The organism is Paenirhizobium naphthalenivorans, assembly GCF_007992095.1.
GTDB classification, from domain to species: Bacteria; Pseudomonadota; Alphaproteobacteria; order Rhizobiales; family Rhizobiaceae; genus Allorhizobium; species Allorhizobium naphthalenivorans.
Map to the genome: position 1 here is coordinate 1 of NZ_BJZP01000004.1, position 13,905 is coordinate 13,905.

Annotated in this window: 11 protein-coding genes; 7 read left to right on the top strand and 4 right to left on the bottom strand. The window is 61.2% G+C overall.

The features are described from left to right. The 3 genes from RNA01_RS05035 to purD all read right to left on the bottom strand — a co-directional run. Positions 1 to 704, bottom strand: a 704-nt coding sequence (locus RNA01_RS05035; protein ID WP_174824537.1) for a cache domain-containing protein, incomplete at its 3' end; no start/stop codon positions are given. Between the two features lie 441 nt (positions 705 to 1,145). Further along, positions 1,146 to 1,625: a plant virulence effector HPE1-like domain-containing protein gene (locus tag RNA01_RS05040; protein ID WP_147178881.1), complete on the bottom strand. Its 480-nt coding sequence runs from the start codon at positions 1,623 to 1,625 to the stop codon at positions 1,146 to 1,148. 122 nt (positions 1,626 to 1,747) lie between these two features. Then, positions 1,748 to 3,013, bottom strand: coding sequence for a phosphoribosylamine--glycine ligase (gene purD, locus RNA01_RS05045; protein ID WP_147178882.1), 1,266 nt, complete (start codon positions 3,011 to 3,013; stop codon positions 1,748 to 1,750). 164 nt (positions 3,014 to 3,177) lie between these two features. Here purD and RNA01_RS05050 point away from each other — a divergent pair, with 164 nt between their 5' ends. The 3 genes from RNA01_RS05050 to ubiA all read left to right on the top strand — a co-directional run bounded on the left by RNA01_RS05050 (position 3,178) and on the right by ubiA (position 7,932). Next, positions 3,178 to 5,493: a Tex family protein gene (locus RNA01_RS05050; protein ID WP_147178883.1), complete on the top strand. Its 2,316-nt coding sequence runs from the start codon at positions 3,178 to 3,180 to the stop codon at positions 5,491 to 5,493. 147 nt (positions 5,494 to 5,640) lie between these two features. Further along, positions 5,641 to 6,897 (top strand): cyclopropane fatty acid synthase, encoded by a 1,257-nt coding sequence (locus RNA01_RS05055; RefSeq protein WP_147178884.1) that lies wholly within the window; start codon positions 5,641 to 5,643, stop codon positions 6,895 to 6,897. 81 nt (positions 6,898 to 6,978) lie between these two features. Beyond that, positions 6,979 to 7,932 carry a 4-hydroxybenzoate octaprenyltransferase gene (gene ubiA / locus RNA01_RS05060; protein WP_147178885.1) on the top strand — a complete coding sequence of 318 codons (954 nt, stop codon included), beginning with the start codon at positions 6,979 to 6,981 and terminating at the stop codon, positions 7,930 to 7,932. A 106-nt stretch (positions 7,933 to 8,038) separates the two neighbouring features. On the opposite strand, the gene RNA01_RS05065 is transcribed toward ubiA, so the two are convergent. Continuing rightward, on the bottom strand, positions 8,039 to 8,605 hold the full coding sequence (locus RNA01_RS05065; RefSeq protein WP_147178886.1) for a DUF6101 family protein: 567 nt from the start codon (positions 8,603 to 8,605) through the stop codon (positions 8,039 to 8,041). A gap of 411 nt (positions 8,606 to 9,016) precedes the next feature. On the opposite strand from RNA01_RS05065, the gene RNA01_RS05070 reads away from it, so the two are divergent. The 4 genes from RNA01_RS05070 (at position 9,017) to modC (ending at position 13,895) form a co-directional block, all read left to right on the top strand. Further along, positions 9,017 to 11,218 carry a DUF1217 domain-containing protein gene (locus RNA01_RS05070; RefSeq protein WP_147178887.1) on the top strand — a complete coding sequence of 734 codons (2,202 nt, stop codon included), beginning with the start codon at positions 9,017 to 9,019 and terminating at the stop codon, positions 11,216 to 11,218. An 89-nt stretch (positions 11,219 to 11,307) separates the two neighbouring features. Then, the gene (gene modA / locus RNA01_RS05075; RefSeq protein ID WP_147178888.1) at positions 11,308 to 12,111 is read left to right on the top strand and encodes a molybdate ABC transporter substrate-binding protein; all 804 of its coding nucleotides are present in this window, start codon (positions 11,308 to 11,310) and stop codon (positions 12,109 to 12,111) included. A gap of 12 nt (positions 12,112 to 12,123) precedes the next feature. Next, on the top strand, positions 12,124 to 12,816 hold the full coding sequence (gene modB / locus RNA01_RS05080) for a molybdate ABC transporter permease subunit (protein ID WP_147178889.1): 693 nt from the start codon (positions 12,124 to 12,126) through the stop codon (positions 12,814 to 12,816). Then, entirely contained in the window at positions 12,813 to 13,895 is a 1,083-nt protein-coding gene (gene modC / locus RNA01_RS05085; protein WP_170253379.1) for a molybdenum ABC transporter ATP-binding protein, read from the top strand. The genes modB and modC overlap by 4 nt, the downstream gene beginning before the upstream one ends. The last annotated feature ends 10 nt before the right edge of the window (positions 13,896 to 13,905 follow it).

A 13,905-nucleotide genomic window follows, 5' to 3' on the forward strand; every position in this document is an offset into this window, starting at 1 on the left:
ATGGCGATCGACACATTCTCGTCGGCAACGGCTTCCAGCGCATCGTGGATCGCGGTCAGCGGCTTGGTGATGCCGTTGATGATGAAGTAGGCGGCGATCAGGCCGAGCGCGACAACGGCGCCGCCGATCATCACGGCCTTCCAGATCATCGCATTGATCTTGACCTGAAGGTCGTCGATGTAGACGCCGGTGCCGACCACGACCTGCCAAGGCTCATAGGCCTGGCTATAGGCGGCTTTCTGGAAGGCGTCGCCGTTCGGGGCGGTAGGCTTCTCCCACCAATATTCGGTGATGCCGCCGCCCTTGCGCCCCTTTTCGATCATCTCTTCGCGAAAGAGGTTGCCCTTCTTGTCGGGCATGCCCTTCTGAGTGAGGCCGACCTGCTGCTGGATCGGGTGGAAGACCATGGTCACGTTATAGTCCAGACCGAACAGATAGCCGTTCGGCTCGAACTTGATAGAGGTGAGCGTCTTGAAAGCCTGAGCCTTGGCGTCCTCGAGGCTCATCTCGCCCGCCTTTGCCCGCTCGTCATAGCCCTTCATGATGGCGATGCCGGACTCGACCTGGGTCCGCAGCATGTCGTAGCGCTCGGCATAGATGGAGTCTGATGCCGTCTTGATCTGGAAGTAGGTCGCCACGCCGAAGGCGACCATCAAGGCACCGATCAGCAGGAAGAGTTGATGGGAGATCTTCAGATTTTTCATAAGTCCTCGCTCAATCGAATGATCCGGGTCGGTTTTCTACCGATCCTGCGAGGTTCTTAAGCGCTCGCCAGCGCGTGCATCATGCTGCCACCGGGTTGTATCGACACAATCCGCTTAAATGCGTAAAATTCTATTTATGCTGACGTCCCTATAAATAAACCATAAAAATTGATAGGAAAACAGTATCGAATGAGACTGAATTGCTCGGAATAAGGACTGTTTGCATCATAAAAACGAATAGGTTGCATAAGCGTAAATCAAGGTCGACGATCAAAGGGTGAGAGCGGTCCGCCTTGCCCGGAATTCGCGTAATTCGGCCGGAATACCATTTAACAAGAAAACGCCCCGGCCGGGCCGAGGCGTCTGTCCCGCTTTTTCAGCGGGAGGCCCGTGCAGCCCGGATCGTATGGCTGGTTCGGGGCAGAGAAGCTGCGAACTGCTTCAGTCACCGCGCAGTTCAAATTTCGTGAGATCGAGCGTCTTGGCTGCGGCAGGAGCAGCACCGAGCGATGCGGAGACCGGCGCGGCCATCGTACCGGCTGAGACCGCCGCTGTGGTTGCGTCAACGTCGATTCCATCCGCCGGACCCATGGCCGCAGCGGCAATCACGCTGCCATTCGTGGTCCAGCCCTCAGCCTTGCTGATGAAAACGACCGGCGACCCGCCGAGCCAGGCTTCAGTCCGCTTCAATTTTTTCTCGCCGTCGATGTCGATGATTTCCGCGGACTGGGTGCCGGGGGCGATCTGCGGCACCTTGTACGCCTTCGCGTCGTCCTTGGGCATGGGCGCAGGGCAGGCCGTACAGGTCAGGACGACAATGCTGGAGCCATTGGCGGGGGCTGCGCCGACGCGTTCGATCGACGAGGCGAGCGCCGGGCCGGCGACTGTCAGTAGCACTGCTGTAAGAACCAGGTTGCGCATGGCGAACTCCGCGAATTGCTTTCACGGGCAGTTCTACGCCTGCTTTATTGCCATCCAGTCAGATCGATCATTCAAATTTTACCGAACCCGGACTTTTTGTTTGTTTCCGGGACGCCTCGGTATCAGTCTCGACCGATCGCGCGCCAGCCGATATCGCGCCGGCAAAAGCCGTTGTCCCAGTCGACCTTGTCGGCGAGCCGGTAGGCGGCGGCCTGGGCTTGTTCCACGCTCATGCCCAGCGCGGTCGCGTTCAGCACACGTCCACCGGTCGCGACCAACTGGTGATCTATCAGCGCCGTGCCGGCGTGGAACACCTTGGCGTCCAGTGTGGCATCCGGCAGTGAACCGATCGGCGTGTTCTTCTCATAAGCGCCGGGATAGCCCTTCGAAGCCAGCACCACGGTCAGAGCCGTTTCGTCGCGCCACTCGGCGGAAACCTCGTTCAGCCGACCGGTCGCGGTCGCATGTAGAAGCGCCAGCAGGTCGCTCTTCAGCCGCATCATCAGGACCTGACACTCCGGATCGCCGAAGCGCACATTGTATTCGATCAGCTCCGGGCCTTTGTCGGTAATCATCAGCCCGGCGAAAAATACGCCGGAAAAGGGCATCCCCATGTCCGCCATGCCGCGCATGGTCGGCTCGATGATCTCCGTCAATGTGCGCTCAATCATGGCCGACGTCATCACCGGCGCCGGGGAATAGGCGCCCATACCGCCGGTATTCGGGCCGGTATCGCCGTCGCCGACTCGCTTGTGATCCTGGGCCGCGGCAAGCGGCAGCAGCGTCTTGCCGTCGCAAAGGCAAAAGAAGCTCGCTTCCTCACCGTCGAGGAAGGCCTCGACCACCACTTCCGCACCGGCCTCGCCAAACGCGCCCTCGAAGCAGTCGTCGATCGCCGAAAGCGCCTCCTCCATGGTCATCGCCACGGTCACGCCCTTGCCGGCGGCCAGCCCATCGGCCTTGATGACGATCGGCGCGCCCTGGGCACGGACATAGGCCTTTGCCTTCGGCGCATTGTTGAAACGCTGATAGGCGCCGGTCGGAATGTTGTAGCGGGCGCAGAGATCCTTGGTGAAGCCTTTGGAGCCCTCGAGCTGAGCGGCCGCCGCCGACGGGCCGAAAACGGCAAAGCCCTCGGCGCGCAGCCTGTCGGCAAGCCCGGCGACGAGCGGCGCTTCCGGCCCGACCACGACGAAATCGATCTCGTGACCGCGACAAAAGGCGAGGATCTCCTCCTGGTCGTCGGCGCTGATCGGAACCAGTGTCGCATGCTCGGCGATGCCCGGATTGCCGGGAGCAGCAAAGAGCGTCGTCAGAAGCGGAGACTGCGCCAATTTCCAGGCCAGCGCATGCTCACGCCCACCCGAACCGATCAACAGAACCTTCATCGCCCGTCCTCCGAATGCCTTGGATAGCCGGCGGTTAAGGGCAGGGGGCGCAAAGGTCAAGGAAAAACCCCGAAGCTCTGCATTCCTGTGGAGGGGCGGCACGATTTGTTGCCTTCGGCGCTGTCGCAGCTATGGTCGCCGCTCGCAATTCTGGAGAAGACCCCATGGCCGACGACATCAAATCCATTGCCGCGATCATCGCTTCCGAGATCAATGCCCGACCCGAGCAGGTGACGTCTGCTGTAGAGCTTCTCGACGGGGGGGGCACCGTGCCGTTCATCGCCCGCTACCGCAAGGAGGTGACCGGCGGTCTCGACGATACCCAGCTGCGCAATCTCGCAGAGCGTCTGACCTATCTGCGCGAACTCGGCGCCCGCCGCAAGGCGATCGTCGAGTCGATCAATTCGCAGGGCAAGATGACCGACGAGCTGATGGTGAAGATCTTCCGCGTCGCCACCAAGGCCGAGCTGGAAGACATCTATCTGCCCTTCAAGCCGAAGCGTCGCACCCGCGCCGAGATCGCGCGCGAGAAGGGCCTTCAGCCGCTCGCCGATGCGATCTGGGCCGACCGCACCGCCGATCCGGCCAAGCTTGCGGAGGCCTATGTCACCGCCGACGTCGCGGATGTGAAGGTGGCGCTTGAAGGCGCGCGCGACATCGTGGCCGAAACGATCTCGGAGAACTCCGACCTGATCGGCCGTTTGCGCAACGACATGAAGGATCGCGCCATCCTTTATTCCAAGGTGGTCGAGGGCAAGGAACAGGCCGGCGAGAAATTCGCCGACTATTTCGCCCATTCCGAACGCTGGGCGACGGTTCCAGGCCACCGAGCGCTTGCCATGCTGCGCGGCTGGAACGAGGAAATGCTGACGCTGTCGATCGAGGTCGACAGGGACGATCCTTCGCCGGTCAAGCCGGCGCAGCGCACTATCGCCGCGGCCTACGAGATTGCGGCCAAGGGTCCGGCCGACAAATGGCTGATGGACGTTGCCGGCTGGACCTGGCGCGTCAAGCTCTCCGTCTCGCTGTCGCTCGACCTGATGCGCGATCTGCGCGAGCGCGCCGAGGAGGAGGCCATCCACGTCTTCGCCCGCAACCTCAAGGATCTTCTGCTGGCGGCGCCCGCCGGTTCGCGTCCGACCATGGGCCTTGACCCGGGCATCCGCACAGGCGTCAAGGTTGCCGTAACGGACGGCACGGGCAAGGTGCTGGAGACGACGACCGTCTATCCTTTCCCGCCGAAGAACGACATTCGCGGAACCCAGGCCGAGCTTGCCGCGCTGATCCGCAAACACAAGATCGAGCTGATCTCCATCGGCAATGGCACCGGCAGCCGCGAGACGGAAAAGCTGGTCGCCGACATGCTGGCCCAGTTTCCGGCCACAGCGCCGAAGCCGACCAAGGTCATCGTCTCGGAAGCCGGCGCCTCGGTCTATTCTGCCTCCGAAACGGCAGCCAAGGAATTTCCCGGCCTCGACGTCTCACTGCGCGGCGCCGTCTCTATCGCTCGCCGTCTCCAGGATCCGCTGGCCGAACTTGTCAAGATTGAGCCCAAGTCGATCGGGGTCGGCCAGTACCAGCACGATGTCGACCAGGGCAAGCTCGGCCGATCGCTCGACGCCGTGGTCGAGGACGCAGTGAATGCCGTCGGCGTCGATCTCAATACGGCCTCCGTTCCCTTGCTGGCGCGCGTGTCCGGTCTCGGCGGATCGATCGCCGAAGCCATCGTCACCCATCGCGACCAGACCGGCCCGTTTGAAAGCCGTAAGGATCTGTTGAAAGTACCACGGCTTGGTGCCCGCACCTTCGAGCAGTGCGCCGGATTCCTGCGCATCCCGAACGGCAAGGAGCCGCTCGACGCCTCCTCGGTGCATCCCGAGGCCTATGGTGTGGCGAAGAAGATCGTTGCAGCCTGCGGCCGCGACTTGCGCGCGCTGATGGGCGATAGCGCCACCCTTAAGGGTCTCGATCCGCGCAAGTTCATCGACGAGCAGTTCGGTCTGCCGACCGTCAAGGACATCATCGCCGAGCTGGAGAAGCCCGGCCGCGACCCGCGCCCGAGCTTCAAGACCGCGACCTTCGCCGATGGCGTCGATGAGATCACCGACCTGAAGCCGGGCATGCTGCTGGAAGGCACGGTGACCAACGTCGCCGCCTTCGGTGCTTTCGTCGACATCGGCGTCCATCAGGACGGACTGGTGCACGTCTCCCAACTGGCCGATCGTTTCGTCAAGGATCCGCATGAGGTGGTGAAGGCGGGCGACGTCGTGAAGGTCCGCGTCGTCGAGGTTGACGTCAAGCGCAAGCGCATCGCGCTCACCATGCGCAAGGATGGGGGCGAAGCCCCGCCGCCGTCGGCTCGCGACAATCGCGGCCCCGGTGCCATGCGCCATGCCAATGCCAAACCCGCCGGCAAGCCGGAAACGCCGGCGATCGGCGGCCTTGGGGCTGCCCTCGCGGAGGCGATGCGCAAGAAATGAGCCCATCGGGGGCGCCGATCGGTGCCCCCGCCAAGCCGTGCCTCAAAAAATATGAAGCTTCTATAACAAACTGACGCTTGTCTTCGGAGCGGACCGCGTTAGAGTTTTATCGTTCAATGAAGCTAATCGTATTTTCGGGGGCATTGCATGACCTCTTCATTACGCATTTTGCTGAAAAAGATCGTCCGCAAGGGGAGACTGCAGGTGACCGGGGCGGACGGCCGGATCGAGACGTTCGGTGATGGCGGCGGTGAAATGATCTCGCTGCGTTTCACCGATGCGGAGGCGGAGCGACAGCTCCATGACGATCCCCAACTCAAGCTCGCCGAGCTCTACATGGACGGGCGGATGGTGGTCGAGGCCGGCGACATCTACCAGCTGCTGGCGCTTATCAAGTCGAACACGCTTTCCGAGGACCTGACCTTCGGCATGATGTGGCGTGGGATTGCGCGCTACATCGCATCCGAATTGCGCAGTCTCCTGCCGGTCAACCACAATCAGCGCAATGTCTCCCACCACTACGACCTGTCGGCTAAGCTCTTCGATCTCTTTCTCGATGCCGACTGGCAATACTCTTGCGCCTATTTTCATCCTGAGGGCATTTCACTCGACGAGGCCCAGGTGGCCAAGAAGCGGCACATCGCCGCCAAGCTGTTGCTCGAGGAGGGACAGCGCGTGCTGGAGATCGGTTCCGGCTGGGGCGGAATGGCGATGTACCTGGCGGAATCCTCGCAGGTCGAGGTGGAGGGCATCACGCTGTCGACCGAGCAGTTGCGGGTCTCGCGTGGGCGCGTCGACAAGCGAGGGCTATCGTCGCGGGTGCGTTTCGATCTGCAGGATTATCGCACGATGAAGGCAGCTCCTTTCGACAGAATCGTCTCGGTCGGCATGTTCGAGCATGTCGGGCGCAACAACTTCTCCACTTTTTTTCGCAAGGTCGCCGAACTTCTCAAGGATGACGGCGTGATGCTGCTGCATTCGATCGGTCAGCCTTATCCGTCCCGTTTCACCAATCCCTTTATTGAAAGATACATCTTTCCGGGCGGTTACATCCCGTCGCTCGCCGAAGTGCTGCCGGCGGTCGAGAAGGCCGGTCTTCTGGTGCGCGACATTGAAATCCTGCCGCACCATTATGCCCGGACACTACGCCACTGGCGCGAACGTTTCCTGGCTCGAAGGGAAGAGGCAACCGCGCTTTATGACGAGCGCTTCGTGCGCATGTGGGAGTTCTACCTCGCCGGCTCGGAAATGGCCTTCACCCACGAGAACTTCTTCATCTTCCAGATGCAGCTGTCGAAGAGCAATGGCGCGGTCCCGGACAACCGGGATTACATCGCCGAGCGGGAGAGCGCGCTCGCAGCCTTCGACGCGACCCGGCCCGCGCTGGAGACGGTTGCATTTTGAACACTGCCGACAGGCATATGGGGCCTCGCGGCGAAAAACCGCCGGTTCCCTTGCCCGAAACTTTGTTCTATCAATCCGACTATGAACATCACCGCCGATCAGAACGGGCGTGTCTCCGACGCGCCATCCGACAACTGGGTCTACCGGGTGCTGCCGCCCGCCGCCTGGCCCTATGCGCAGCTTGCCCGCTGGGACCGGCCGGTCGGCTGGCAGTTGCTGATGTGGCCCTGTTTCTGGTCCTCGGCGCTGGCGGCCAATGTGCTGGCGGAACGCGGGCAACTGAACGTCGTCCTGTTCGCCTTCCATCTGTTCCTGTTCTTTGCCGGCTCGGTCGCCATGCGCGGCGCCGGCTGCACCTACAATGATCTTGTCGATGAGGAGATCGACATGGCGGTCGCCCGTACCCGCTCGCGACCGCTGCCGTCGGGCCGTGTGACACGGCGCCAGGCCAAGCTCTTCCTCGTGGCACAAGCCCTGGTCGGCTTGGTGGTTCTTCTCTGTCTGAACCGTTTTGCCATTGCGCTGGGCATCACCTCGCTTCTCATCGTCGCCATCTACCCTTTCGCCAAGCGCTTCACCGACTGGCCGCAGTTCTTTCTTGGGTTGGCTTTCTCGTGGGGGGCGCTGATGGGCTGGGCGGCGCTGGCCGGCTGGCTGTCGCTTGCCAGCCTGTTCCTCTATGGGGCGGCGATCGCCTGGACGATCGGCTATGACACGATCTATGCCCACCAGGACAAGGAGGACGATGCGCTGGTCGGCGTCCGCTCGACGGCCCGGCTGTTCGGCGAGAAGACCCAAGCCTGGTTGATCGGGCTTTACGGCCTGACCCTTTTCCTCCTGTTTGTCGCCTTTGCGCTCGCCGGCGTTGGGCTTTTTGCCTATGTCGGCCTGGCTATCGCGGCCGGCATGTTCGCCTACCAGATCAGGGTGCTGGACATCGACGATCCGGTGCAGTGCCTGGCGCTGTTCAAGTTCAACAACAAGGTCGGGGCGATGCTTTTCCTCGGACTTCTGGCGGCCTTGCCCTTCGCCTGATCCTTTCTGTCCCGATGTGGAACATGCAAACGGCCCGGATTCGCATCCGGGCCGTTTCTCGATCAGTTGACATTAACGGGTCGGCTCGGCTCTGCGCCGGTCAGCCTCAGTTGCGGGCGATGATCTCCTTGCCGGAGATCTTCATCGTCACTCCGAGCTTGCCGGTGGTGCGGCGCACCAGAAAGCGCGGACGGCGGTCGGCAAAATAGGAATGACGGCGGCGCGGCTGCGCTTCGCGGGCGCGCAGGTCGCCGAGGTGTTCTTCGAGCGGACGGGCGATGCCATCGGCCTCGACCATCAGCATGGGAATGCGGAAGGCATCCGACCAACCGCGCCAGTCGGCGGCGATGTCGCAGAGGTCATGGGCGACCAGAAGCGGAATGCAGAGTTCCGGATCCTCGTGGTGCAGTTCGAGTGTAACGGTCACTTCCCCGTCTCCATGGTCGATCGCCCGTGCCGCGACACCCTTGAAAGCGCGCGCCGGCAAGGCGAATGAGAGTGGCAGGCCGCTCGAGGCCAGAATCTTGCGCAGCACGGCACCACGTTCGTCGATGGTTATCGTCACATCGCCGGAGGTCCCTCGCCCTGCGTAGGTGACCTGTTGCGGAAACCGAGCCGGATCCAGTCGCAACGTCGCGCCTGCCCATGCGGGCTTCATAACCGTGTTCGTCATCTTCATGCTACCCTTGTTTTACCCGAGAGCGCTTCATGCGTTCGTCTGAATGGGACTTTTCGTCCTCTATGGCTGGAAGGTAGCGCCGCTCTCTGAGAGACAGCTTAAAAATCGAGGTTAAAAAAACTTTGCCAGCTCAAATGGTTAGCGTTTTCGAATGTGGCACGGTTTCGAAAATGTGAATATGAGGGAGGCGTGTCAGGTCGGGACAGGCCCCGTGCGTTTATTATTCTCGATGAGATGGGCTTGGCTCTAAACAGAACTGCTCCATGGTTTTGACCGGTCCGGGATGCGCGCTTGATGAACGTAATGGCTGCTTTCATCTTGCCTTCGGCGGTCGATAAAGCCCCGGGCAAGCTCCGAACGTCACGATAGATAACTAAAATTCACTTCTATTCTTGAGGAGCCTCCATGGTCTCGACCTACCTGAGCTATGATCTCGTCGTGCGCGACATGAAGGCGACTCTCAACCGAACGGCCTCTGATGCACAGGTGTCGCGCGAAGCGGCCTATTACGAGGCGAATATCGACAAGGTCTCCTCAGTCGACGAGTTCCTCGACGATTATCGGCTCTACTCCTACGCGATGAAGGCTCATGGTCTGGAAGATATGATCTATGCCAAGGCCTTCATGAAGAAGGTGTTGGAAAGCGATCTGACGGACCAGGATAGCTACGCCAACAAGTTGACCGACGACCGCTATCGCAATTTCGCCACGGCTTACCAGTTCAACACGGCGGCCAGCGACGCTCAGTCCGATGCGCAGGAGACGGCCGTCTTCAACCTTTATTCCCAGGCTCAGCTCGACGAGACCACTAGCATCAAGGAAGCGACCGCCTATTATCAATCGGTGATAGACAACGTCACCTCGGCTGAGCAGCTGGTCAGCACCAATACCCTGTTCGGCTACATTCTCGACGCTTACGGCATTGATCGTACCTATTACAGTGATGATCACTTCGTTCAAGTGCTGACGAGCGACGTCAGCGATCCAAACAGCTATGTCAATCAGCTGGTCGCCATCGATGCAGCATCCGATAACGACTATAATTCAGCGGCCTTTCTCACCCTAGCAAAGGCCTTCAGCTTTAATACGGACGGCTCCGTGTCGGGTACCAGCTCCCAGACCGATGCGCAGAAGGAAGCGACCATATCGGCCTACGTGGAGGCCAACACCACTTATGCCTCGGAATACACGTTGGAGCGTGAACAGGCCTATTATACCGGCAAGATCGCCACGATCAGCACGGTTGATGAAATCACCGGCGACGATCGGCTGTTCGAGTATGTGAAGGCTGCCTTCCAGCTCGACAGCAACCTCTTGAGGTCGGAGTTTTACAACATCGTCACCAGCGACCTTGGCGACCCGACGAACTATGCGGCCATGAACGGAGGCTCCGCCTGGACCAGCGTGGCGGCCATGTTCAATTTCGGCACGGATGGCACCGTCAAGAGTGGCATGACGGCCCAGGATGAGACGCAGCTTGCCATCACCCAGTCGGCCTATGCTAACCACTACGACGATGCCGATGCGGAAGACATGGCGACCTTGCTCGACTATTATTCCAATACGTTGACCGACATCACCTCGGTTGGCGATTTGCTGGACGATAGCTCGATCCGTGCCATCCTGTTCAAGGCTTTCGGTATTGAGGAGGGTGAGTATTCCGACGCCCAGCTCAAGAAGGCGTTGACCAGCGACCTTACCGATCCAAAGAGCTATGCCAACAAGAGTCGCGATCAGCGTCTGATCAATCTTGCCAGCGCCTTCAATTTCGACGGCGACGGCGAGGCCGAACCGCCCCTGCTGGCGCAGAACGAAATCACCATTACGACGATAGCCAAGGCCTATATCGTCAATGAGATTCGCTATCTTAAGGACCCCGAGCTGAAGACGGCCAAAGCGGATGCGCAGGCCGAGGCCGAATACTACCAGAAGAACATCATCGGCATCACCAGTGCGGCTGAGCTTCTGGCTGACCGTCGGCTCGTCGACGTGGTCCTTGCCGCCAAGGGGTTCGACCCGAAGGAGGTGACGGACGACTTTCTCAAGCAGATTTTCCAGTCCGACCTGTCGGACAAAAAGAGCTTCGTCAATAAGCAGGATGACGAGCGTTGGGCCGAGTTGCTCTCATCCTTCAATTTCGACAGTAAAGGCCTGTTGACGCGCGATGCAGTTGGTACCGTTCAACAGCGCGGCGCAGTGCTGGAGACGCAAAACCTCTACCTTCATCAAATGCTTGAGGAGGATCAGGGCAACAGCAATGCCGGGGTCCGCCTGGCGCTCTATTTCGAGCGCGTCGCCCCGACGCTTACGGACGCCTACGATCTGCTCGGTGACGACGCTCTGCTGGAGACTTTCCGTGTGACCTTCGGCTTCAGCTCGGACTTTTCCAATATGGACATCGACATGCAAGCATCCCTGGTCGAAAAGAACCTCAAACTGTCGGACATGCAGGATCCGGAGAAGCTCAAGAAATTCCTCCACCGCTTCACCGCCATGTATGACAGCGAAAACGGTGACTACTCCTCCTCGGCGTTATCAGTCTTGAGCGGCGGCAGCGCCAGCATCAGCGCCGATCTGCTCCTGTCCATAGCCACCCTCAAGAGCTGACCAATGGGCCGCCCGCGTCTCTTGCCGGGCAATTTCTTTTCGGTTATCGATATATCTATTGGAATATATCGAATCCGTTGGAGGACTTCATGCACGCTTGTTTTCGCTCGCTCCGCATCCTGGCAAAAGTGGCGGTGGTCGCTACAGCCTTTCTCGCCCAGCCGGTAACGTCGGCCTTCGCAGAAGGCCCGGTGACGGTTTTCGCCGCCGCCAGCCTCAAGGATGTGCTCGGCGACATCTCCGAGGCATGGAAGGCGGAAACGGGCAAGGACGCCGTTCTGTCCTTCGCCGGCAGTTCGGCGCTCGCCAAGCAGATCGAGCAGGGCGCACCGGCTGATCTCTTCCTTTCGGCAGATCTGAAATGGATGGACTATCTCGACAAGGCCGGCCTTGTCGCCGCCGACAGTCGTGTCGAACTTCTCGCCAACCGCATCGTGCTTATCGCGCCGAAGGATTCGGCCGTATCGGCGACGATTGCCGAAGGCTTCCCGCTGAAGGACCTGCTGGGTGAGGAGCATCTGGCCATGGCCAATACCGACTCCGTTCCCGCCGGCACCTATGGCAAGGCGGCGCTGCAGAAGCTCGGTGTCTGGGATGGCGTCAAGGATAAGGTCGCCCAGGCGGAAAACGTGCGCGCCGCGCTGCTGCTCGTCTCGCGTGGCGAGGCTCCGCTCGGAATCGTCTACGAGACCGATGCGAAGGCCGACAAGGGCGTCAAAGTCGTGGACCGTTTCCCCGAATCGACCCATCCTGCCATCATCTATCCCGCAGCTGTGTTGAAGGACGCGACGAATGCCGCAGACGCCGCCGCCTTCCTCGCCTATCTGCAGGGCGCGAAGGCCCATCAGATTTTCACGGATGCCGGTTTCACGGTCTTGGCCAAGACCAACTGAGGTCGTCCAGCCGTGGCTCTGACCCCGGAAGAATGGACCGCCATGCTGCTCAGCCTGAAGGTCGCGGCAACCGCCGTGATCTTCTCTTTGCCGTTAGGCGTCGCCATGGCTTGGTTGCTGTCGCGGCGTGACTTTTGGGGCAAGACGCTGCTCAACGGTGTGGTGCATCTGCCGCTGATCCTGCCGCCCGTAGTGACCGGCTATGTGCTGCTGCTCACGTTTGGTCGCCGCGGTGCGGTTGGCGCCTTCCTCGATCAATGGTTCGGCCTGGTCTTTTCCTTCCGCTGGACGGGGGCAGCACTTGCTGCCGCCGTCATGGGCTTTCCGCTTCTGGTGCGTTCGATCCGCCTGTCGCTCGATGCCGTCGACCGCAAGCTCGAGGCCGCCGCCGCCACGCTCGGCGCGCCGCCGCCCTTTGTCTTCCTGACCGTGACGCTGCCCCTCATCCTGCCCGGCATAGCCGCCGGCGCCGTACTGGCCTTCGCCAAGGCCATGGGCGAGTTCGGTGCAACCATCACCTTTGTCTCGAACATTCCGGGTGAGACACAGACGCTCGCCTCGGCGATCTACACCTATACCCAGGTTCCCGGCGGGGAACTCGCAGCCATGCGGCTGACGGCGATCTCCATCGTCATCTCGCTTGCCGCGGTGATAGCCTCGGAAATTCTCGCCCGCCGGCTGGCGGCTCGGCAGGGGGGCGGCTGATGCTGGAGATTGCTGTGCGCCACGCCCAGGGCGACTTCGTCCTGGAGGCCGATTTGTCGATTGGCTCCGGCCTCACCGCCTTGTTCGGCGCCTCCGGATCGGGCAAGACGACGCTGATCAACCTCGTGGCCGGTCTCTTGCGCCCGACGCAGGGGCGCATTGCCCTGGATGGTGAGGTGTGGAGTGACAGCGCGACCGGCCATTTCCGGCCGCCGCACCGTCGGCGTATTGGCTATGTCTTTCAGGAGGGGCGGCTTTTTCCGCACCTGACTGTGCGTCAGAACCTCCTCTACGGCCAGCGTTTCACGCCCGCCGGGCAGCGGCGCGAGAGCTTGGAGCGCGTTGTCGGATTGCTCGGGCTTGGCCCGCTTGTCGAGCGCCGGCCAGCCGGTCTGTCCGGCGGCGAGAAGCAACGGGTGGCGCTTGGTCGCGCTCTGCTCGCCAGTCCGCATCTACTGTTGATGGACGAACCGCTCTCGGCCCTTGACGTCGAGCTGAAAGCCGCGATCCTCCCCGACATCGAGCGCATCCGCGACGAGGTCGGCATTCCCATTCTCTATGTCAGTCATTCGCTGGAGGAGGTGTCGCGCCTCGCCACCCAGGTTGTCGCCATGGATCATGGCCGGGCGAAGCCACTCGGCTCTCCCGACGCGGTGCTGGAAACGGTGTCGCGGGTGGACGGCATGCCGCCAGGCAATTTTCTTCATGCCGTTGTCACCAGTCACAGCGTTGAGGAAGGGCTGACGCTTGCCGATAGTCCGGCGGGTCCGCTTTTCCTGCGTCGCACCGATGTGGCCGTCGGCACCCATATCCGCGCCTTCGTGCCAGTGAGCGAGATCGCGCTTGCCACCAGCTTGCCGGACGGGATTTCCATGCTCAACCGCTTGTCCGGCACAATCACCGACATCCGGGACGAGGGGGCGTCGGCCATGGTTGCGGTCGATTGCGCCGGGGAAAGGCTGATCGCCGAGGTCACGCGCCGCTCGGCCCGCGTGCTCACCCTTGCCCCTGGCATGCCGGTCCACTTGTTGTTCAAGGCGGTCTCGATCGCTACCGAAGGGATTTATCGAAGCGCCTAGGCTGTCGATC